Source organism: Collinsella aerofaciens (assembly GCF_039752955.1).
Lineage (GTDB): Bacteria > Actinomycetota > Coriobacteriia > Coriobacteriales > Coriobacteriaceae > Collinsella > Collinsella aerofaciens_BI.
In genome coordinates, this window is sequence record NZ_JBDMHB010000036.1 from 1 (window position 1) to 20,781 (window position 20,781).

Sequence of the window (20,781 nt, forward strand, 5' to 3'; positions counted from 1 at the left end):
GCTCCGCCACCGCCCCCGCAGCTAACCCCATCCCCTCCTAAGTTGCGGTGAAATACGGACTGTTTCATGCCTTTAAAGGCCTCAACAGTCCGTATTTCACCGCAACTTATTGAAGGTGGACCGCGAACGATTTCGCTATCGGGATTCGGCGTAGGGTTTTGTTGTCGGAATGCCGTAACCGCGCATCATGGCACCGAACGATTCTACGTCGTAGGTGTCCGAGAGTTTGAAATGAATGACGTTGTGGCCCATGGCGCGAAGGTTCGCGTCGCGCATGAGGGCCGCTCGATACGTTTTTGCCGCCGCCCGCTCTGGATCATTTTGACCCTCGTCTTCAAACTTGCCTAGCCCATGCAGCTCTGCCAGCGTCCATGAGCCGTCTGGCATCTGCCAGCCATAATCTGCTAGATAATAGCCAGCGTTTCCCGGTCGCGTTATCTCAACTTGAAGCTCGGGCGCGGCAACCCCAGCGAGAATCATCGCTGCTCTCGCCTCGGACTCGCCGCCATTGTCTGACCTGCCGTCCATATACTCAAAAACGTCAAAAGCACGCGCGATGCCATGCAGCCCTCGACAATTTGCCTGCGCATATGCTCGCAGCTCTTCGCGTTCGACATCGTACTCACGGGCCAAGCCATCGACATAGCCCAGCCCATAGCGAAAGGCGCTCGTTCGAGCGATATCAACAACCGTTCGACACGGATCCGTCAGTGTAAAAGGACCTAGCCGCCACACTTCGCCCGGGCGCCAGCGCTTGTATTCAACGAACTCATACGTATCACGCCTTGTAGACCGTGGCAGCAGCACTTGCACTTTATCCAGAAGCGTATACGCCGAGCCGATGCCGTAGAGCAGCGCTGCTGTCGATCCGCAAAACACAGCATCCGATTCAACGACCGCAATAGCGGATGCCAGCTGAAAGATGCGATCTTCAACCCCAAGATTATTCCAATAGACCGGATCCGCATACACGTGGTTGTAAAGACGAAGCATGAGCTCTTCCTGCATAAGCTCACGCGCACGGCGTTCATCCCAAGGATCAATTGTTATAAGCAGCTGTCCATCTTGATGAATTCCAACGGCCGAGAATAGCATCCTTGCATATGACTGCGGAAAATGTTTTCCTTTATCGAGCATGGCCAACCCCATAACCATCACGGCGGAGAGAATACCATTACGCTATCGCATGCTTCCGTCCGCAGGCCTTGCCAAAAGCTGTCCAAAAGCTTGACGCCGCAGGTCAGAGCTTCAAAAAATATTTCCACTCTCGGTAGACGGTCGCTACGACCCTCCCAACGGCATCAAAATCCACCCTTACAATTAGTTGCGGTGAAATACGGACTACATGGGCCATAAAAGCCGAAAAACAGTCCGTATTTCACCGCAACTTAGAAGGGGATGTGGGGTCCCGGCATGTATATGAAAATGGCTCTGGTCCCAAAAGGAACCAGAGCCATTCATCTATCTTATGGAGCGGGCGACGGGAATCGAACCCGCGTCATCAGCTTGGAAGGCTGGGGTTCTACCATTGAACTACGCCCGCAAGATATGGTCGGGACGACAGGATTTGAACCTGCGACATCCTGCTCCCAAAGCAGGCGCGCTACCAAACTGCGCCACGTCCCGAAGGTGTTGAGCAGCTAAGGTCTAAACCTTGCGTGTCCCAAAGCGAAGGAAATTATAGGGGAGACTCCCCGCCTGTGCAAGCGCAGAAACCCTAGCTCCTCGAATGTGCGACAAACTTGCTGTGGAGCAGACCGATCACAAACGCCGCCACGGCAACCGGCGCCCACGCGGCACCGATATCCGCCAGCGGAAGAACATCAAACGGTAGCCACGCGCCCGCAAAGAACGCATCGCGGACCGAGGTGATCACACTCTGCACAGCAACCACGCCGCCGACCCACACCCACACCTGCGGATGAGCGTCGCAAAAGCCGTGCACCAGGCCCATCAGTACCAGTACGATGGCAACGGGATACAAGGCGTTGAGCATAGGCACCGAGAACATGAGGATCACGTCGAGGCCCACGTTGGAGAGCAGGCACGAAAACGCCGCGAACACAAAGGCGAGGATCGCGAAGGGGCGGCGCATGGCCTCCTCGGAGGCCTCCGCTCCCCCTTCAACCACGTACGTCTCACAGAAATAGCGCGCGCAGCAACTAATGAGGCCAATGCACACGTTCATGCAGGCGAGGAAGAAGATGGCGAAGACCACGACCGTGCCGGCAAGGCCAAAGTGCATGGAGGCCGAGCGAGCAAGGATTGCAGCGCCGTTGGTGGCGTCGGGCATCACGGTGCCGAGCTGCATACCGGCAAGGGCCAAGCCGCAATAGATAATGGCCATGAGCACGCCGGCGATCACACCGGAACGCGAAATCTCGAAGGCCACGCGCTTGTCATCGGTAACGCCCAGTTCGTGAATGGTCTCGGCGATGATAATGCCAAAGGCGAGCGATGCGAGCAGGTCCATGGTCTGATAGCCAGTCAGAAAGCCCTGCACGGCGGCGCCTGCATCGTAGGGAGCCTGAGGCGCGGCAGCCGGTCCCAGTGGCGAGATCACGGCAGCACCCACGACCAGTACGATGAGCGCAATGAGCGCGGGGCCCGTAATGCGACCGAGTACGCGTGTAATGACACCCGGGCGCAGCGTGAGCGCAAACGCGATGATGAAGAACCCGATGGCAAACGCCAGACGTGCCGTGCCGAGCGAAACGCCCTCGGGCAGCAGCGGCACCAGCATCTCGAAGGCCGTGGAGCTTGTGCGCGGAATAGCCAGGCACGGGCCGATGGCCAGGTAGACCGCCGCAACGAAGAATTCGCCAAACTTAGGATGCACGCGGCCGGCAAGCTCGCGCGCCGTTCCGGCAAGTGCCACGGCGATAAAACCCATGACGGGCAGGCCGATGGCGGCAATCAGAAAGCCGAGCATGGCGACCGGCGTGGCAGAACCAGCCTGCAGCGCCAGCAGCGGCGGAATAATGAGGTTGCCGGCGCCAAAGAGCATCGAGAACAGCGCAATGCCGACGGTAACGACATGGTCGGAGCGCAAACCGCGCGGAGCGGATGAGGCCATATGCACACCTTTCGGGTCGAAACAAAAACGGGACGGGCAAAAGACCCGTCCCGCAAGTATATACGCTCTAGCAGGCTAAATCGCGCAAAGCGTCAATCGCGGTGTCGACTTCCTCGTCCGTGTTGAAATACCCAAACGAGAAGCGGACGACGCCCTGGCGCTCGGTCCCCAGCGCGCGGTGCATGAGCGGAGCGCAATGGGCACCGGGGCGCGTCGCAATCCCCCACCCTTGCATGAGCGCGTCCGAAATCTCGGCAGAGTCGATATCGGCTACGTTGAGCGACACAATCGCAGAGCGCGCCTGCTGGTCAAAGGCACCGTAGAGCTTAATCCCCGGAATCTTGCGCACACCGGCAAGGAAGCGATCAGCGAGCGCACGCTCGTGGGCAGCAATCGCCTCGACCCCACCCTGGGCCTCGATAAAGTCGAGACCAGCGGAAAGTCCCGCGATGCCATGACCGTTGAGCGTGCCCGCCTCAAGGCGCGTGGGCCACTCAAGCGGCTGCAGCGCATCGAAGCTGTGCACGCCCGTGCCGCCCATGGCCCACGGAGCCACGTCAATGCCCTCCGCCACGGCCAGGCCGCCGGTGCCTTGAGGTCCCATGAGCCCCTTATGGCCGGTAAAGCACACAATGTCGAGCCCCATGGCCTGCATATCGATATGCATCGCGCCGGCAGACTGCGAGGCGTCGACGATCACCAGCGCGCCGGCCGCATGCGCGATGGCAGCCACGCGCGCAATGTCGACCGCGTTGCCGGTCACATTGGAGGCGTGCGTCACCACCACGGCACGCGTGCCCGGCGTGACCAACCGCTCGAGCTCGTCGTAGTCGAGCACACCGTTCGCGTCGCAGCCCGCATGCTCAACGGTCACGCCCTGCTCTGCCGCCAAGCGGTTGAGCGGACGTAGCACCGAGTTGTGCTCAAGCACCGTCGTGACCACGCGGTCGCCGGGGCGCACCACGCCATTGATAACGGTGTTGAGCGCCGCGGTGGAGTTGGGCGTAAAACAAACATGGTCAGCACGCGGGCAGCCCAGCAAGCGCGCAAGCTTGGCGCGGCAGCCGTGGATGGTACGTGCCGCATCGAGCGCACCCGAGGTGGCACCGCGCCCAGCATTGCCGAGCGAGCACATCGCCTGCGTCACGGCATCGATGACCGTCTGCGGCTTGTGCATGGTCGTCGCCGCGTTATCCAGGTAGATCATCGCACGACCTCCCACATATTAATCACGGTATAGCCCTCAGTGGGAACGCCCGCCGCGGCGAGTTCGCCGCGCAGCAGCTCCTCATCGACAGGCAACGCCTTCCACGCCAAACCGCAGCCGGCAGCGACCTCCCCGGGCACGGGAATCGTCCGCCCGGGAAGACCGCGCTCGATGCACAGGGACTCGCAACCCATGGCGGCCGCCGTGGTGGGAAACGTGATGACAAGCGCCGGGCGCTTCTCCCTCATGGCAACTCCAACCAATACGCTACGGGCGCACGACGCGCACGGCCTGCTCCATCTTCTCCACGATCACGTACATGTTGGTGACCTCGCCCACCGCAAGCTGGTCCTTAATGCCAAAGTGGTCCAGGCAGGTACCGCAGGTGAGAATCTCGACACCCTGCTCCGCCAAGCCCTTCAGGTCATCGAGCACCGGCGAGCCCTCGACGGTGAGCTTGGCACCGCCGTTGTAAAACAGCATAGTCGCGGGCAGCTCCTCCTGCTGCGTCACGGCAAAGATGAAGGCCTTCATGAGCTTGTGGCCCAGCTCATCGTCGCCGCGGCCCATGCAGTCGGTGTAGACGGAAATGACGAGCTTGCCCTTGCCGGCGCTGGCATTACAGAAGACAGCGCCATCCTGCTCGGGATCGGCCACGGCAACGGCGCCAGAGGTCGCCACGGTCACGTGCCACTCGGCGTCAGAAACCTTCTCGACCGAGGCCGTGCAACCCTTCTCCTGCGCCATCTTGGAGATGTTCTTGACGGCGGTCTCGTTATCGACCGAGGTCACGACGGTGCCCTCGCCATCGAGCTGCTTCAGAGCTTTGAGCGTCTTGACGACGGGCAGCGGGCAGGCATCGCCCATGGCATTGACTTCAATCTTGGTAGACATAGTTTTTCCTTTCAAAAGGGACCGCCCAGAACAGTAGGCGGTCGCATAAACGGTTTTCCTTAATGCACAACGCGAACGGCAGGACCGCCTGGCACCGGCTCGCACACGCGACCGACGACGGCGGCGATGCGACCCTCGGCATGCAGACGGCGCGCAAGCTCATCCACATCGGCAGCAGGTGCCGCGATAAGCAGGCCACCAGACGTCTGCGGATCGTACAGCGCATCCAGCATGCCCGGCTCCAGGTCCTCGTCGGCAGCCACGCGCGGGCCAAAGAAGTCCTGGTTGCGGTAGGAGCCCGCGGGGATAATGCCCAGACGCGCCATGTCGAGCACCTGGTCAAAGAGCGGTACCGCCCCCGACGCAAGCTCAACTTGCACGCCCGAGCCCTCGGCCATCTCGCACGCGTGCCCGATCAGACCAAAGCCCGTAATGTCGGTGCAGCCGTGAAGCTCAAGTCCCTCGGCCAGACGAATCGGAGCCTCGTTGAGGGTGCGCATCGAGTCAAACATGGCCGCGGCCTCGTCCTGCTCGATGAGCTCGCCCTTAATGGCCGTGGTGATAATGCCCGAGCCGATCGCCTTGGTCAGCAGCAGAACATCGCCCACGCGTGCGCCGCTGTTGGCGAGCATGCGGTCGAGCGCGACAAAGCCGCTCACAGACAGGCCATACTTGGGCTCGTCGTCGTTGATGGTATGGCCGCCCGCGATGGAGCAACCCGCCTCGACGCACTTGTCGGCGCCGCCCGCCAGAATCTGACCGGCACCCTCGATGCCCAGACAACTGGGTATGCAGAGTAGGTTCATGGCATGGCTCGGCCGCCCGCCCATGGCGTAGATGTCCGACAGCGAGTTGGCCGCGGCAATCTGGCCAAACAGAAACGGATCGTCGACCATCGGCGGGAAGAAGTCGATGGACTGCACAAGCCCCAGGTTCTCCCCTACGCGGAAGACGCTCGCGTCGTCAGAGGTATCGAACCCCACGAGCAAGTTGTCGTTATGCACATTTGGCAAGTCGCCCAGGACCTGGGCGAGGGCTCCAGGAGCCAACTTAGCGGCTCAACCGCTCGCGGCCGTCATAGACGTGAGCCTAATCTGATCGTCAGCCATCGATACCTCCTCTCATCGGTCAATCATTTTCTCCCAGTATACGCATGAATGCGAGCCTGCGGCGGATGCATTAATTGAGCGCCTGTGCGCGAATCGCCGCGCCAATCGCTCCGGCAAAGCGAGCCTGGGGCGAGGTGGTCACCGGCGACCCCAGCAGCTCGCCCAACCGCTCCACCACGAAGGCGTTCTCGCACAGGCCACCGGTCAGGTAGTACGGGGCGCCCGCGGCCTGCCCGGCCATGGTCGCCACGCGCGAGACCACGCTGTCGATCACGCCACGTGCAATGTTCTCGCGCAGCTCACCGCGACCGATCAGGCTGATGACCTCGCTTTCGGCAAACACCGTGCACATGCTGCTGATCTTGGTGGGCTCACCGGAACGCGCAAGGTCGGCCATCTGCTGTTGGGAAATACCCAGACGGTCGGCCATGATCTCCAGAAAGCGCCCCGTGCCGGCGGCGCACTTGTCGTTCATGGCAAACTTGGCCACGCGGCCACTTTTAAGCTGAATGACCTTGGTATCCTGGCCGCCCACATCGATCACGGTGCCATGGTCACCAAACAGACGCACGGCACCGGTACCGTGGCAGGTAATCTCGGTCACGACCTTGTGCGCATAGGGCACGGCGACACGGCCGTAGCCGGTCGCGATCACGCGCACGTCGTTGGCAGCCACGTCATAGCCAGCCGCTGCCAGTGCCTCGCGCAGCCGTTCGGCCGCATCGACCGAGGAGAACCCGGTTGGCTGCACGCACGTCCACGCCACCGAACCCTCCCCGTCGACCACAGCAGCCTTAGCCGCCGTAGACCCGATATCGATCCCGATCCCTATCATGGCTCTCTCCCAATCTAAACATCAAAGGTAGCGGCGCGTTCAGGCGCCTTATCTCTAGGTTTCTCAGGTGCCGGAGATTGCCCCGAAAGAGGAGCGCAGCGTACTTTGGGTACGCAAGCGACAGTTTGAGGGGCAAGATCCGGTGCCTGAGGAAGCTAGAGGGTTTCGATGAAGGCGGCGATGCGCGTCTCGATCTGGCCCATGTCACCGTTGCTGTAGTCGGTCTCGATCTTCATATACGGAATACCCGCACCCTCGACGGCCTCCTGCATGCGCGCGCTCTCAACGTTGAAGGTGTGGCAGGCCTGTAGCACGCTCTCTACCACGCCATCGACATGGTACTTCTCGCACATGGCCAGCGTGTTCTCCATGCGGCCGTCGTTAGGCGTCATGACCGAGCAGTTGATATCCAGGTAGCGGTCGGCGATGGCGCGCAGAATGTCGGGCGCGTCCGGGTCGATCATCATAGCCGCCGTGCGCTCACCCGAGCAGTCGTCCATGCACACGACCACGCCGCCGTTGGACTCGATGGTGCGGCCGATCTTGTTAATCACACCGCCCACCGGGCAACCGGTGATCAGAATGCGCTTGGCGTCCGCCGCAACCGGGCGCTCGCCCGCGTCGTAGGCCTCGCGCAGCTTGGCGACCTTTTGCTCCAGCTGCTGCGTATAGGCCTCGATATCAAAGCTGAACGTACCGGCAAACATAGTGCTCATCAGGTCGACGCCGCTCATGGCCGCCGGCTGGTTGGCCTGCAGCGCAAACATCTTGAGCTGAGCCGCACGCAAGCGGTTGCGACGACGGACGGCAGCACGCAGGTCATCGTCGGTAATCGTGATGCCGTAGAAGCCCTCGAGCTCCTCCTTGAGCAGGCGGCACTCCTCGTACCAGCCTTCACGCTCGTAGGCGCGATCGCGACCCTGCGGAAGATGCAGAATGTGCGTGCGCTTGAGCTCGTTGAGTAGCTCGTACATCTTCTTCTTGCCGTCGCAGGTGGTCTCGCCGATGATCATGTCGCTAAAGTACGTAAACGGGCACTTTTGCGAATAGGCAAAACCATACGTAGACTTGATGAGCGGGCACAGGTTTGCCGGCAGCACCTTCTCGGCCTCGGGAATCACCTCGTCGGACGTGCCGCACAGCGCCACGCTCGCAGCCCCCGCGGCATCGATAATCTCGAGCGGCGTATAGCTGCACAAAAAGCCGACCAGGCGATTACCCGCCTGCTTATAATCCTTGACGCGAATAAACGCCGCCTTGCGTTGCTCGTTGAACTCCTCAAACGTGGACGGCAACGGCTGCTCAATATTTTCCGACATATAACTCCTTAACAAACCTTTTAACCAACCAAGGAAACGGCTTTCCCAGGTGCCCGAGGTTGCCGTGAAAGAGGAGCGCCGCGTACTTTGGTATGCAAGCGATGGTTTGAACGGCAAGATCGGGTGCCTGGGGAAGCCGCTGGACCGGATAGCCCTAAATGGTTTCCAAGAAAGCCTCAATCCTGGTTTGCAGTTGGCCTGCATCCTCGCCGGCGTAGTCGGTCGTGATGTGCATAAACGGAATGCCGGCCTCCTCGGCGGCCTTCTCCACGGCAAACGACTCCATCTCGTAGAGCGTGCAGAACTGCAAGGCCACGTCGACGATACCGTCGGCATGCAGGTCCTTGGCCATCTGGACAATGTCCTTCATACGCTGATTGTTGGGCGTAAAGACGGCGCAGTTGATCTTAAAGTAGCGCTCGGCGATGGCGTCGAGCATCTCGTCGACCGTCTCGCCGGACTCGTCGACCAGGTCCTTGTAGTAGCGCGAGCCCGTGCAGGACTCCTCGCCTACCACAACGCCGCCGGCCTTCTCGATAAGGTTGAACAGCTTCCAGTTGGGCACGGCCATGGGCGTACCGGTGTACAGGATGCGCTTGGTCCCCTTGGGTGCCACGCCCTCGCCGGCCTCGACACGCTGCTCGCACTCAGCCGCCATATCGTTGATGGCTCCGGTCAGACGCGGTGTGTCGTCCATAAAGGCGGCCTGAACGGTCAGCAGGCTGTCGAGACCGCTGATGGGCGCAGGGTCGGCAGCGCGGGTCGCAGCGAGGCGCTGCAGGGCGCGGCGCTTCTCATTGACGGCGTGGATGGCAGCCTTCAGGCCCTCGGGCGTAATCTTGACGCCGCACTCGTCCTCGATCTTGGCGGCGAGCTTCTTGACCTCGGCCTTCCAGGTCACGAGCGTCGACTCGTCGTGCACGTTGGGAATATCCATGACGTACATGTTCTTTTGCGTGGCAAAGAACTCGTAGGCTTTCTTCTTACCGTCGCAGGTGTTCTCGCCTACCACCAGGTCACTCGACTCAATGTAGGGGCAGACCTCGCCCAGCTTAAAGCCGGCAAAGCTCTTGATAAGCGGGCAGGTGTTGCGCGGCAGGTGCTCCTCGACCTTATCGGTTGCCCAATCGGCACCCGAGCACAGGCCCACGGGAATGCCGTCACAGGCAAGCACGATCTCCTCGGGCACGTACACGCAGAACGAGCCGACGATCTTGGTGGCCTCGCCGGCCTCCTTCTTGTCGAGCATCTCCTTAATACGGCCGCTATGGATGTTGGTGGCCACAAAGTCCAGGTAGGACGTGGACTTGGGGCGATTGTGCTGCATCAGAAACATATCGCCGTACATCTGACCCACGGCGCCCAGCAGCATGTCGTGGTCGGCAAGATTCATGCCGAGGCTCTCCCACATCGGATGGAAATCGAATTCTTCAGCCATGACGGTTCCCCTCTCGAACCAAAATTGAATAGCTACGGTATTGCTGCACGGTGGGTGGCGAAAACCCAGCCGCGCCTAAACCCGGAATTTTAGGGAACCTGCTTTGCGGTCGATTATTTAATTGTTCGTCGTCTCTCCCGGAGCCGTGAACATACCTGCTCATATGCGACTCCGAGCTATATATAGGGCACGCGCGGCAACGCGGCGAATGTATGTCGTCTGCGGCATGTGCGCACCCTCCTTTACAAGTTAAGGTCAACTATATCAACGGTCATCGTCCAGACGAACACCGTTGACATTCGTACGACAGCGTCGTGCGTCGTCGTTTAATAAAAAATTATCTTGATTGGTAAGAGTTTGTCGTCCCTCATTCGGCGAGCGGCAAGACAAAGCCGCCGAGGCTTATATCCCCGACGGCATTACCCGGCGCTATCGACAAACCAAATGGATCCTGCTGGCATCAAAATGCATGCGCAGCGTCTCGCCTGCTTGCGGCAGCGCGTCGACAGGCATGCCCACCTTGTTGACCTTCCACTGCAGACGCGTGGGCGCATCGACGCGCGGCACGTCCAGCAACACCAGCCGCTCAAAGCGCGAATCACTCACGCGGGCCACGTGCAAGTCATAGCTGTTGCGGCCCCGCTCAGCGCGATTGTCAACATGGAAGTAGCTTGCGCGAATGCCCAGGTATGCCACGTCATCGGGAACCTCGCGGCCCACGTTGAAGGTCATGCCCCAGTCGAGGGCCTCAACTTCTTCGTCGCCGATCTTGCGCGCCCGGCTTGTGTTCTTGCAGCCCGTCAGGCGCAGCGCCGCCAGCGTCTGCGGGCGGCGAACCACGTCCTCGACGGAGCCGATCTCCTCCACATGCCCGTCGTGCATCACGCAGATTCGCTGGCACAGGCGGCACGCTTCGTCGATGTCGTGGCTCACGTAGAGTACGGTGCGGTTGCACACATCGAACAGGTCGAGCATGTTCTGCTCGAGGGCGCTCTTAAGATAGGAATCGAGTGCGCTCATGGGCTCGTCGAACATAAAAATGCCCGGATGCGCCGCCACCATGCGGGCAAGCGCCACGCGCTGCTGCTGACCGCCCGAGAGGCGCGCGGGATAGCGGTCGGCAAAATCGGCCAGACCGAAAATGCTCAGATAGCGCTCGGCGAGCTTTTTGCGCGCGGCGGCGTCACCCGCGTCCTTTACACCGGCGCATACGTTATCGGCCACTGTCATGTTAGGAAACAGCTGATAGTTTTGGAACAGCAGAGCGCATTTGCGCGCCTGGGGCGACAGGTTGATGCCCGCCGCCGAGTCAAAAAAGGTCACGCCGTTGACGACAATCTTGCCCTCGTCGGGCGTCTCCACACCGGCGATGCAGCGCAGCGTACAGCTCTTGCCGCAACCCGAGGCGCCCAGCAGGGCCACGCGCTCCTCGCCGGCCTCAAGCTGCATGTCGAGCACAAACCCGGGATAACGTTTCTTAATATCCAAAACGAGCGACATAGCTTATCGACCTCCCCGCGGCGCCGCATCATCACGCATGAGCTCGGCCAGCGCCTCGCGATCGATACGCAGCGCATCGCCGCCGACTGGGTCGAGCGAATCGCCCTGTCCGGCGAGACCTTTGGCCTGTTTGCGCTCCGCACGGGAAAGGCCACGTTCGCGATACTTTTGCGAATGCGCCGTGTACATATTGATGAACAGAATGACCAGGAAGCTGAACGCGATTACGACCACGACCCAAAAGAGGGCCACCGACGTATTGCCGCCCATCCACTCAAAGTAAATCGCAATGGGAATGGTCTGCGTAATACCGGCGTAGTTGCCCGCAAAGAACAGGGTGCAGCCAAACTCGCCCATGGCGCGGGCAAAGGCGAGCACCGTGCCGGCGGCAATCGAGGGCCAGCCGAGCGGCATCATGAGTTTGGTGAAGATGCGTCGCTCGGACCAGCCCAGCGTGCGCGCCGCATCGAGCATTTGCGTGTCGAGGCTCTCAAAGGCGCCGAGCGCCGTACGGTAGACCAGGGGAAACGATACCACCACGGCAGAGATCACCGCCGCCGGCCACGTAAAGACAATCGAGACGCCGTGCGCGATAAGCCACTGGCCCACCCCGGTCGAGCGGCCAAACAGCATAAGGAGCAGAAAGCCGCAGACCGTGGGCGGCAACACCATGGGGATGGTAAAGACCGAGTCGAGCAGGCCCTTGATGCGACTCGAGGTGCCCATGGTCTTCCACGCGGCAAACAGGCCCAGCGCAAAGGAGATCAGCAGGGCAAGGCCGCTCGTTTTAATGGACACCCAAAACGGTCGGTAGTCGATGCCGCCCAATAAGGAGGCCAGAGAGGTCAAGGGCCCCTGCTCATCCCGCAACACGACAGACGATGCTTCTACCATTTGAGCGCTATCAAGCCAACGCGCGCCGCCTTTGGCATCACCCGAGGCTGATGCAATCACCACATAGCGGCCCCCATCCGCACCGCGCTCGTCAAAGCCATAGGTATACCCGCCGGCATCAAACGTTGTTTCCGCCGTGACATACCAAGGAAGATCCACGTCCCCTAGCTGCGCACCTCCCATACAGTTTGCGCTGTCGAGCTCACAGACGAGGGCCTTGAGACCCGATACGCACTCGTTGTTCTGCGGATCCAATCCATACCTCTCGATCGCCTTGGGCGATATCCACACCACAACGCGATCGGCAGCAGGCGCCACTACAAGGTCCACGTCCTCGTCAACGGGAAACCGGTAGCCCTCAGGCTGGCCCTCCATGGCACGAGCGGTCCCCTTGGCCAACCGCTCAAAACCCTCGATCCCATAGGAAAGCCCATGAGCAGTCGCAGCAACCTGGGCCCCGTCCTCAGCGTCCCCAGCAAACGCAAATCCCGGCACCCAGCAAAGCGCGAAGGTCAAAGCACAGGCGACAAGGATGCGGAATCTATTAAGCACGAAAAGCTCCAAGCGAATATAAGGACGGAGTGAGACACAAAACGATGGAATTATCGCGCCAAGCCGCACTACGCGGAAAGCTCAAAGCCGTACTTAGCCCAAATCTTCTGAGCCTTCCTGTTGGACAGACAGAAGTCGATGAACGCCTTGGCTTCGTCGGCGTGCTCAGAGCTCTCGGCAACGGCACCCGGATACACGATGGGCTTGTGCGAATCCTCGGGACACACAAAGGCCTCCTCGATGCCGTCGTAGCGGAAGATATCGGAGCTGTAGACAAAGCCGGCCACGCAGTCGCCCGTGGACACATAGGCGGCGGCGGTACCAACTTTGTCGGCCAGGGCCACCTTTTCGGCGATCTCGGGCGCATACTCGCCGTCGTCGCCCTCGGTGCCGGTGTAGAGGCCCACGGAAGCCAGCGCCTGGTTGGCGTACTTGCCGGCGGGGACGGTCTTGGCGTCGCCAATGGCGATCTTACCGTCCAGGTTCGCGACGTCGGCGATGGCCTCGACCTTGGTGTCGGAGCCCTCGGCGCGAATGATCACGAGATCGTTGACGAACATGTCCTCACGCGTGTCGGCGTCGACGAGCTCGGCGGCCTCGGCGTCGTCCATGGTACCCTTGGAAGCGGTGATGAGCACGTCGACGGCGGCACCGGCGCGCATCTGCTCGACAAGGTCGCCAGACGCCTTAAACTGCGTGTCGGCAAAGGTGGTGCCGGTCTGGTCGGTGTAAAGCTCCTGAACCTCGGGCAGAGCCTTCTCGAGCGAGTTGGCGGCAAAGACCTGCAGCTCGACAGCCTTCTTCTTAGAGAAAGACTTGGCGGAGCCGGCATCGGAACCAGCGGGCTCGGACGTCTTTTTGCCCGAGCAACCGGCAAGGCCAAGGCCGGCGGCAGCAGAAAGCGAGACGAAACCGCGGCGTGAAACCATATCGAACATATTCAACCCTTTCGGATCTTGTGCCCGGGTACCCCACCGCGGGCTTTAATCTGCAATCAGATTATACTTCTGCGCGAATAATGAAAGTGAGAAATTATTCTCGTCAGAGAATATAGTTTCGAATTACCGTGCACCTCGGCGTCGCTTCGGCGGAAAACAAAGGCGGAGCAGCCGTTCAGGTCGCCCCGCCGCAGGTAAACCGCTTAGTTGGTATGTCCGCCGCCCGCTGTCATCTGAGCCGCATGCTCCAGCTGGTCTGCTATGGCCTCCCAGCTTTCGCGGGCGGCCTTCGTAGAACCGGGAAAGTTTACGACAAGTGTATGACCTCGTTGCATGCAAATAGCGCGCGAGAGCATAGCGCGGCGCGTCTTGGTCATCGAATACGCACGGATTGCCTCGGCAATACCCGGCACATCGCGGTCACAGACGGCACGCGTCGCCTCGGGTGTTACGTCGCGCATCGAAAGCCCCGTGCCGCCGCAGGTGAGCACGACATTGGCGTGGCACCCATCGGCGGCTTCCGCAATGGCATCACCGATCTCGCTGACGTCGTCACGCACGACCACATGCGAGGCGACCGTCCAGCCCTGTGCCTCGATAAGTTCCTCGAGTGCGGCTCCAGCCTCGTCCTGGGCAAGATCGCGCGTATCCGAGCACGTCACGATCGATGTCTTCAGCTCCATAGCATTCCTCCTACAACACGGCGCCCTCGGGCAGGTCGACGCGAACAACGTCCACGGCATCTCCCGCCTTGAGCTCGCACGGTCCTTCGTCAATACGCAACAGGCAGTTCGCACGCTGCATGGTTCCAAGCAGCGCCGAATTCTGCGTCTTGGCCTCGGTCACCAACAACTCACCGGTCTCGGGGTCGCGCAAAACCGTGGCGCGATCGAAGAAGCGGCGATGCTGTCGCTTTTTCACGCTATGCGTGAGCGTCGCCTGCTGCACGGGACGCGCACCCTCGGCAAAGCCGCGCATCTTGCGAATCGCCGGACGGGCGAGCATCTCAAAGCCCACATACGCCGCGGCAGGATTGCCTGAAAGCCCCAGGTAGGGCTTACCCCCGAGCAAGCCAAACGTGATAGCCTTGCCCGGACGCATCGAGATGCGGTCGAAGAGCACCTCGCCCTCGCGATGGACCAGTGCCGTCACATAGTCGTAGTCGCCCGCCGAGGCACCGCCGCTCGTAATGACAAAATCGCACTCCTGCACGGCACGATGCACCAGCTCGGCAATCGCCTGCTCATCATCGGGCGCAATGCCGTAGAACACGGGCTCGGCGCCGGCATCGAGTGCCTCGGCCATCAGCGCCGAAGAGTTGGAATCGCGAATCTGACCGCGCGCCGGTACCTTACTCGGTGCGACCAGTTCCGTGCCCAGCGAGATAATGCCCACACGTGGGGCAGCGTGCACCTTCACGCTCGCATATCCGGCGCTTGCCAACAGACCCGCGCCCGCCGGAGCCACGACCTCGCCGGCGTGCATCACAACATCGCCGGCATGGGCCTCCTCGGCGGCAGAGCGAACGTTCTCCCCCACCTTGGCCGGCGCCGAGAACCTCACACGCGAGCCCTCGTTGCCGTCACCGTCGAGCACATCGACGATCTCGTACTTCACCACGGCATCGGCACCCTCGGGCACCGGCGCGCCCGTCATGATGCGGACCGTCTCGCCCGCGCCGATTGCGTCCCCAAACACATGACCCGCGGCCTCATGTCCGATAACATCGAGCGTCACCGGCGCCTCGCCAGATGCCTGCGCCAAGTCCGCCGAGCGCACGGCATACCCGTCCATGGCGCTGTTGGCAAACGGCGAGATGTCGATATCGGCCACCGCGTCCTCGGCCAAGGGAAGACCGGCGGCCTGCCACACGGGAATCTCGACGAGATCGGTCGGAGCAACGTGCGACAGGACAATCGACTGCGCGTCCTCCAGCGGAATGAGTTTCTCTGCCATATGCACCTCTTAATGCCACGGCGCACAACAGGGGCGCCGATTCTTTATGCTTGTCTCAGTATAATCCCCCGACGCACGACCGCGACTCGGCCTGCACCCGCAAATACACCTGTCAGTTGCAGGCCGCGAAACAGAACGGAAACCAACCCACCGGCTCGTCGCGTTTACCGCGTTTTATAATGCTTGCGTTGCAACCTAAAAGAGGAACGTATGGCTCATAACGACAAACCCGAAAGCGCAAACGAAGCGCAGGATCATTCCCAGCCGCTCGACGAAGGCGGTTTTTTCTCTCTGAACGACGTCATCGCGGCAGGCAGGCATCAGCTCACCCGCTCTGAGCATCTCTTGGCTGCCGACACGCGCCGCAACGCCCGCAACCTACTCGCGAGCGCCAAGTTGCTCGCACTCGTCGTCATCGTCTCGCTCGCCATGGGCGTTGCCGCTTGGGCGTTTTTGGCCTCGTTGAATATCGCGACCGACTATCGCGAGCAGCATGCGTGGATTTACGCGCTGCTTCCCGTTGTGGGCGTTGTCACCGCATGGGTGTACAAAAACCACGGTCTCGCCGCCAAACGCGGTAACAACCTGGTCATCGACTCCGCTCTGGGCACCCGCCTCATCCATATGCGCATGGCCGTCCTCACCTTCGTCTGCTCCACGCTCACGCACCTAACGGGCGGATCGGCCGGTCGCGAGGGAGCTGCGGTGCAGATTGGCGGCACCATCGCCAGCAACATCTCGAGCCTCGCCCACCTCAAAAAGCATGACCACCACGACCTCATGCTCGCCGGCATCTCGTCGGCCTTTGGCGCCGTATTCGGCTCGCCCCTTGCCGGGGCTTTCTTTGGCATGGAGATGTGCTTTATCGGCAAGATCGACTACACCGCGGGCATCTACTGCCTGGTCGCCTCGTTTACCGGCTACTTTACATCACTCGCCCTAGGTACCGAGTACGAGGCGAATGTCATCGCCAGCGTTCCCGCTATGACGCCCAAAACGGTCGTCATCGTTGTTATCAGCGCAATTATCTTCGGTCTGACGGCACGCCTCTTTGCCTGGTCGGTTCGAACCGTCAAGAGCCTCTACGGTCGCTTTATCACCAATTACCTCGTTCGCGCACTCATCGGCGCACTCGTGGTTTTGGCCGCCTATGCCCTTCTCGACGCCTGGAACTACGCCGGCCTTTCCACGTGGCTTTCCGGCGCCGGATTTGCCGGCAACACCACCCTGGCGGACGCAGCCATCAAGTTGGTCGTCACAGCGCTTACCCTGGGCGCGGGCTTCCAAGGCGGCGAGGTCACGCCCCTGTTTGGCATCGGTGCGGCGCTCGGCGGCTGGATAGGTTGCCTCGTCGGAATCGATCCCAGCTTTCTGGCAGCGCTGGGCATGCTCGGCGTGTTCTGCGCCGGCCTTAACGTGCCTATCACCACCTGTATGATGGCCATCGACCTGTTCCACGGCACGGCTGCCGGGTTCTTTGTCATCGTGGCCTTTATCAGCTACCTAACCGCCGGACACCGCGGCGTGTACCCCGCCCAGCGCATTATCTCGCCCAAGCGCCGTTCGCTTATTGTAGATGAGGGCGGTACGGTAGCGGATGCTATCGAGCGCCACAACGACCTGATAGAGTAGACGTAAGTATTCGACGTGCAGCCACAATCGGGGGCAATTCGACCTGAGCGCGACCGCACCGTCACGTCATACGCCGGGAGTCGCCCCATGCACGCAACTGATTTTGGCCTCACGCTCATCATCGCCAACCCAGCCGCCCAGTTGGGTGCGGCGCGCGAAGTTGCCGAGCGCCTGCAACGCTTTATGGACATGACTGCACGCGCATCCCAGTTTGACCTGGTGCTAACCGAGCGCATGGGACACGCCAAGGAGCTTGCCGCACAGGCTCAGGGCTATCGCACCGTTATCGCCCTTGGCGGCGACGGCGTGATTCACGAGGTCGTCAACGGGCTTATGACGCAGGATGAGGCGGTCCGCCCCGCTCTCGCCATCCTACCCGTGGGCTCCGGCAACGATTTTGCCCAAACACTCGGCATCGACGATTTCTCCGGTAAGGATTTTGGCGCGCTGCTCTCCTGCGAGCTGCAGCGTCAGGACATCGGGCGCATTCGCTCATGGAACCCCGCAAGCGGTAGCGGCGAGGCTTCCGTTGAGTACTACGACCAGACGCTTTCGATCGGCATCGATGCCGCCATCGGCCTGGGCACCACCGAGCTGCGCAAAAAGACGGGTCTCGCCGGCACTCCGCTCTACACTCTCTCGGGACTTGAGCAGTTTGGCCTACGCTATCGCAATTACCCCATGACAGCCAGCTTTGACGACGCGCCCGCCGAGCGCGTGAGGGCGATCATCATGGCGATTCAGCTGGGCCCCACGTATGGCTCGGGCTATCGTATCTGCCCCGATGCCGACCCCTGCGACGGCATGCTCGACGTCTGCTACGCCTGCGGCCCCGTCCCTCGCGCGGTTGCCCTGCCTATGTTTCTTTCGGCTAAGGACGGCCACCATACCAAGTTGCCACCGGTTCGCATGCGCCGATGCCGCCATGCCGCGCTCACCTTGGAGGAGCCCGACTACCCCATCCAGGCCGACGGCGAGCCCGTTGTCGCCTCACGCATCGAGGTCGACATCCTCGCCGGCGCCCTCGAGGTCTGGCACCCCACCCGCTAACCCCACCTAAGTTGCGGTGAAATAGGGACTGTCTTACGGCTTTAGCTGCATAAACAGTCCCTATTTCACCGCAACTTACGAGGAGGCTATTCCTCCCCGCCCGGCTTGCGACGGTTGGCCTTTTTAATGGCGTTGAAGTGCTTGTCATTAAGCCTGCACTGGCGAGAGCGCTGAGGCACCTTGGTCTTTACGCGTCGACGCGGTGGACGCCCGCGACGCTCAAGCTCAGCGCGCAGCTTACGCAGGCAGCTCGCGCGATTCTGAAACTGGCTGCGGCTCTCACGCGCCGTCACGACAATCCCCGTGGGCCCATGTTTCATGCGCACCGCAGAGTCCGTCGTGTTCACGCCCTGCCCACCCGGACCCGTCGCGCGAAACACCTGTACCTCGCAATCGCGCGCCAGCTCCTCAACCGACATCTCGGCAAAGCGCGCATACTCGCGCCAGCCCATCTTGTTCTCGTCCATATCAACACCTCCCCTCATACAAAAAATGTGACAAAGGGACAGTCCCTTTGTCACATCGCATACCAATCGCTTATGTTGCGCGCTTAGGCGAAGGTGATCTCGCCGTTCTCGCAGTCCATATCGGCGATACGGGCCAAGCTCTCAACGCGGAAGCCGCGCTTACGGAGCTTATCGCCGCCGCCCTGGAAGCCCTTCTCAACGGCAATGCCAATGCCGGCAACTTCGGCGCCCGCAGCCTCGCAGATCTTAATAAGGCCCTCAAGCGCGCAGCCGTTGGCCAGGAAGTCGTCGATAATCAGGACCTTATCGCCCTCGGACAGAAAGCGCTTGCCGACAATGACCGGGTACTCCTTCTGCTTGGTAAAGGAGTAGATGGTCGTGGCATACTGCTCGCCGTCAAGGTTGATGGACTGGGCCTTCTTTGCAAAGACCACCGGCACGCCGCCAAAATGCTGAGCTGCGATGCAGGCCATACCAATACCCGAAGCCTCAATCGTCAGGATCTTGTTGATCTCGACACCCTCGAACAGACGGGCCCATTCGGCGCCCATGTGGTCGAACAGCTCAACGTCGCACTGGTGGTTGAGGAAGGCATCAACCTTAAGGACGTTACCGGCCTTTACGATGCCGTCATGGCGAATACGATCCTCAAGCTCCTGCATGGCGCAACCCCTTCTCGCGGCAACGATACCGCGCGATTAATAAACGTTGTTCGATAGTCTACCACGGACCGACCCCCGCCCGCCCCACAAGCCACATCGCACCACAAACCAGTCTTTTTGGGACGGCGCGAATCGTGGCAGACAGCCTCCCAACATGCTAATGGCGGGCGCGCATCTTCACCAAACGCACCATGGCAAGCGCAAAGCCCACGGCGGCCACAGCCATGAGTACGTAGAACACCGAGCGAAAGCCGAATAGGAATACGTCCGGACGACCTGTAACAAAACTGGTCACGGCCTCGCCCATTGCCACGCTCATCTGCCCATACAGGATATGCGACGCCGCCGTAATGCCGAGCGCCATGCCGGCGTAGCGTGCCAAACTACCCAGGCTGCCCGCAAAGCCGAGCGCTTCGCGCGGAGCCGAGCCCATATACAGCGAGTTGTTGGGGCTCTGGAAAATCGACGTACCGCACGACATAAACACGGCACAGCACACAATCACAGGGATGGAAGAGTGCTCGTCGAGCGTACTTACCGCAAAGAGCCCGCACACGTACACGCCCAGGCCGACCGCCGTGGGACCCTCGCAGCCAACACGGTCCGAAACCGCACCCGAAAGCGGGCCGATAAAGGCATTCACCATCGGCAGCGCCAAAAACAGCAATCCGGAAATGTCGGAACCAAAGCCGTGGGCGTCCTGAAAATAGAACGGCAGGATAAACTCGGATGCGCCAATACCAACGAACACGATGAGCATGCAGGCAAGGTTGATGGTGAAGGCCGAATTTGCAAAGCAGCGACGCGCGGCCTCCGCCAGCGACATGGGGCGCTCGCCGGCCTCCGGCTTTACATGCGGCAGCGTGTAGAGCCCCACGATAAACGAGATGACGCCAATGGGCAGGTTGATGAGGAAGATGCTCTCCCAAGGAAAGCTTGCCACCAGCATGCCGCCGAGCACGGGGCCACACATCATGCCGAGGGCCACAAAGGTCGCGAGAATACCCATAGCACGGCCTCGTTCGCGCGCCGGAAACGACTCGGTGATGATACCCATGTTGTTAGCCATGGCCGCCGCGCAACCGACGCCCTGAACAATGCGTGCCAGGATAAGAACCTCGAGCGAGGCCGAAAGGCCGCACAGCAGCGAACCGACCGAAAAGACGATGACACCCAGCTGGAACACATTCACCTTGCCGCGCACGTCACCCAGACGGCCAAACGGCAACATAGCCACGCATGTCGCAAGCAG

General features: G+C 61.0%; 18 protein-coding genes, 2 tRNA genes and 1 pseudogene. 2 read left to right on the top strand and 19 right to left on the bottom strand.

The features are described from left to right. Nucleotides 1-135: 135 nt before the first annotated feature. The 16 genes from ABHR75_RS07790 to ABHR75_RS07865 all read right to left on the bottom strand — a co-directional run bounded on the left by ABHR75_RS07790 (nucleotide 136) and on the right by ABHR75_RS07865 (nucleotide 15,718). The gene (locus ABHR75_RS07790) at nucleotides 136-1,137 is read right to left on the bottom strand and encodes a hypothetical protein (RefSeq protein ID WP_346964041.1); all 1,002 of its coding nucleotides are present in this window, start codon (nucleotides 1,135-1,137) and stop codon (nucleotides 136-138) included. 332 nt (nucleotides 1,138-1,469) lie between these two features. Further along, a tRNA-Gly gene (locus ABHR75_RS07795) sits at nucleotides 1,470-1,543 on the bottom strand. A gap of 6 nt (nucleotides 1,544-1,549) precedes the next feature. After that, nucleotides 1,550-1,626: transfer RNA gene (locus ABHR75_RS07800), tRNA-Pro, on the bottom strand. A gap of 91 nt (nucleotides 1,627-1,717) precedes the next feature. Continuing rightward, nucleotides 1,718-3,076, bottom strand: a complete 1,359-nt coding sequence (gene brnQ, locus ABHR75_RS07805) for a branched-chain amino acid transport system II carrier protein (protein ID WP_138112248.1) — start codon at nucleotides 3,074-3,076, stop codon at nucleotides 1,718-1,720. Nucleotides 3,077-3,143: 67 nt separating this feature from the next. Continuing rightward, a complete protein-coding gene (locus tag ABHR75_RS07810; RefSeq protein ID WP_346964042.1) occupies nucleotides 3,144-4,283 on the bottom strand; it encodes an aminotransferase class V-fold PLP-dependent enzyme in 1,140 nt (379 codons plus the stop codon). Further along, nucleotides 4,280-4,531 carry a putative Se/S carrier protein gene (locus ABHR75_RS07815; RefSeq protein ID WP_161145490.1) on the bottom strand — a complete coding sequence of 84 codons (252 nt, stop codon included), beginning with the start codon at nucleotides 4,529-4,531 and terminating at the stop codon, nucleotides 4,280-4,282. Before ABHR75_RS07815 ends, ABHR75_RS07810 begins: the two co-directional genes overlap by 4 nt. 19 nt (nucleotides 4,532-4,550) lie before the next feature. Continuing rightward, the gene (gene yedF, locus ABHR75_RS07820; RefSeq protein ID WP_161145489.1) at nucleotides 4,551-5,177 is read right to left on the bottom strand and encodes a sulfurtransferase-like selenium metabolism protein YedF; all 627 of its coding nucleotides are present in this window, start codon (nucleotides 5,175-5,177) and stop codon (nucleotides 4,551-4,553) included. Nucleotides 5,178-5,236: 59 nt separating this feature from the next. Next, nucleotides 5,237-6,286 carry a selenide, water dikinase SelD gene (gene selD / locus ABHR75_RS07825; protein ID WP_138340019.1) on the bottom strand — a complete coding sequence of 350 codons (1,050 nt, stop codon included), beginning with the start codon at nucleotides 6,284-6,286 and terminating at the stop codon, nucleotides 5,237-5,239. Nucleotides 6,287-6,356: 70 nt separating this feature from the next. Beyond that, nucleotides 6,357-7,121, bottom strand: a complete 765-nt coding sequence (locus ABHR75_RS07830; RefSeq protein ID WP_346964043.1) for an acyl-CoA dehydratase activase — start codon at nucleotides 7,119-7,121, stop codon at nucleotides 6,357-6,359. Between the two features lie 155 nt (nucleotides 7,122-7,276). Next, nucleotides 7,277-8,440, bottom strand: coding sequence for a double-cubane-cluster-containing anaerobic reductase (locus ABHR75_RS07835; RefSeq protein WP_346964044.1), 1,164 nt, complete (start codon nucleotides 8,438-8,440; stop codon nucleotides 7,277-7,279). 154 nt (nucleotides 8,441-8,594) lie between these two features. Next, nucleotides 8,595-9,878, bottom strand: coding sequence for a double-cubane-cluster-containing anaerobic reductase (locus tag ABHR75_RS07840; RefSeq protein ID WP_346964045.1), 1,284 nt, complete (start codon nucleotides 9,876-9,878; stop codon nucleotides 8,595-8,597). A gap of 429 nt (nucleotides 9,879-10,307) precedes the next feature. Beyond that, complete coding sequence (locus ABHR75_RS07845; RefSeq protein ID WP_260699140.1) at nucleotides 10,308-11,378, bottom strand: sulfate/molybdate ABC transporter ATP-binding protein; 1,071 nt, start codon at nucleotides 11,376-11,378, stop codon at nucleotides 10,308-10,310. A 3-nt stretch (nucleotides 11,379-11,381) separates the two neighbouring features. Continuing rightward, nucleotides 11,382-12,824, bottom strand: a complete 1,443-nt coding sequence (modB, locus tag ABHR75_RS07850; RefSeq protein WP_346964046.1) for a molybdate ABC transporter permease subunit — start codon at nucleotides 12,822-12,824, stop codon at nucleotides 11,382-11,384. A 68-nt stretch (nucleotides 12,825-12,892) separates the two neighbouring features. After that, the gene (gene modA / locus ABHR75_RS07855) at nucleotides 12,893-13,762 is read right to left on the bottom strand and encodes a molybdate ABC transporter substrate-binding protein (RefSeq protein WP_138374456.1); all 870 of its coding nucleotides are present in this window, start codon (nucleotides 13,760-13,762) and stop codon (nucleotides 12,893-12,895) included. Nucleotides 13,763-13,965: 203 nt separating this feature from the next. Further along, nucleotides 13,966-14,445, bottom strand: coding sequence for a MogA/MoaB family molybdenum cofactor biosynthesis protein (locus ABHR75_RS07860; protein WP_346964047.1), 480 nt, complete (start codon nucleotides 14,443-14,445; stop codon nucleotides 13,966-13,968). A 10-nt stretch (nucleotides 14,446-14,455) separates the two neighbouring features. Continuing rightward, the gene (locus ABHR75_RS07865) at nucleotides 14,456-15,718 is read right to left on the bottom strand and encodes a molybdopterin molybdotransferase MoeA (protein WP_346964048.1); all 1,263 of its coding nucleotides are present in this window, start codon (nucleotides 15,716-15,718) and stop codon (nucleotides 14,456-14,458) included. Nucleotides 15,719-15,928: 210 nt separating this feature from the next. Between ABHR75_RS07865 and ABHR75_RS07870 the strand changes: the two genes are divergently transcribed. Together ABHR75_RS07870 and ABHR75_RS07875 are read left to right on the top strand one after the other, a co-directional pair. Next, complete coding sequence (locus ABHR75_RS07870; RefSeq protein ID WP_270225987.1) at nucleotides 15,929-17,350, top strand: chloride channel protein; 1,422 nt, start codon at nucleotides 15,929-15,931, stop codon at nucleotides 17,348-17,350. 87 nt (nucleotides 17,351-17,437) lie between these two features. Further along, nucleotides 17,438-18,400 carry a diacylglycerol/lipid kinase family protein gene (locus tag ABHR75_RS07875; RefSeq protein WP_195620596.1) on the top strand — a complete coding sequence of 321 codons (963 nt, stop codon included), beginning with the start codon at nucleotides 17,438-17,440 and terminating at the stop codon, nucleotides 18,398-18,400. Between the two features lie 86 nt (nucleotides 18,401-18,486). Here ABHR75_RS07875 and ABHR75_RS07880 read toward each other — a convergent pair. The 3 genes and pseudogenes from ABHR75_RS07880 to ABHR75_RS07890 form a co-directional block, all read right to left on the bottom strand. After that, nucleotides 18,487-18,798, bottom strand: a pseudogene (locus tag ABHR75_RS07880) (peptide chain release factor family protein); the annotation flags it as partial. Nucleotides 18,799-18,950: 152 nt separating this feature from the next. Next, nucleotides 18,951-19,529, bottom strand: coding sequence for a xanthine phosphoribosyltransferase (locus ABHR75_RS07885; RefSeq protein WP_055286127.1), 579 nt, complete (start codon nucleotides 19,527-19,529; stop codon nucleotides 18,951-18,953). 157 nt (nucleotides 19,530-19,686) lie between these two features. Next, nucleotides 19,687-20,781 (bottom strand): MFS transporter (locus ABHR75_RS07890; protein WP_346964049.1); only part of this gene is annotated, 1,095 nt, incomplete at its 5' end.

Bases quoted from the DNA above. Each gene is read 5' to 3' on its own strand.
- ABHR75_RS07875 (WP_195620596.1), top strand. From the start codon at position 17,438: ATGCACGCAACTGATTTTGGCCTCACGCTCATCATCGCCAACCCAGCC.
- brnQ (WP_138112248.1), bottom strand. From the start codon at position 3,076: ATGGCCTCATCCGCTCCGCGCGGTTTGCGCTCCGACCATGTCGTTACC.
- ABHR75_RS07840 (WP_346964045.1), bottom strand. From the start codon at position 9,878: ATGGCTGAAGAATTCGATTTCCATCCGATGTGGGAGAGCCTCGGCATG.
- yedF (WP_161145489.1), bottom strand. From the start codon at position 5,177: ATGTCTACCAAGATTGAAGTCAATGCCATGGGCGATGCCTGCCCGCTG.
- modA (WP_138374456.1), bottom strand. From the start codon at position 13,762: ATGTTCGATATGGTTTCACGCCGCGGTTTCGTCTCGCTTTCTGCTGCC.
- ABHR75_RS07865 (WP_346964048.1), bottom strand. From the start codon at position 15,718: ATGGCAGAGAAACTCATTCCGCTGGAGGACGCGCAGTCGATTGTCCTG.
- ABHR75_RS07815 (WP_161145490.1), bottom strand. From the start codon at position 4,531: ATGAGGGAGAAGCGCCCGGCGCTTGTCATCACGTTTCCCACCACGGCG.
- ABHR75_RS07845 (WP_260699140.1), bottom strand. From the start codon at position 11,378: ATGTCGCTCGTTTTGGATATTAAGAAACGTTATCCCGGGTTTGTGCTC.
- ABHR75_RS07860 (WP_346964047.1), bottom strand. From the start codon at position 14,445: ATGGAGCTGAAGACATCGATCGTGACGTGCTCGGATACGCGCGATCTT.
- ABHR75_RS07790 (WP_346964041.1), bottom strand. From the start codon at position 1,137: ATGCTCGATAAAGGAAAACATTTTCCGCAGTCATATGCAAGGATGCTA.
- ABHR75_RS07835 (WP_346964044.1), bottom strand. From the start codon at position 8,440: ATGTCGGAAAATATTGAGCAGCCGTTGCCGTCCACGTTTGAGGAGTTC.
- ABHR75_RS07810 (WP_346964042.1), bottom strand. From the start codon at position 4,283: ATGATCTACCTGGATAACGCGGCGACGACCATGCACAAGCCGCAGACG.
- ABHR75_RS07870 (WP_270225987.1), top strand. From the start codon at position 15,929: ATGGCTCATAACGACAAACCCGAAAGCGCAAACGAAGCGCAGGATCAT.
- ABHR75_RS07830 (WP_346964043.1), bottom strand. From the start codon at position 7,121: ATGATAGGGATCGGGATCGATATCGGGTCTACGGCGGCTAAGGCTGCT.
- ABHR75_RS07885 (WP_055286127.1), bottom strand. From the start codon at position 19,529: ATGCAGGAGCTTGAGGATCGTATTCGCCATGACGGCATCGTAAAGGCC.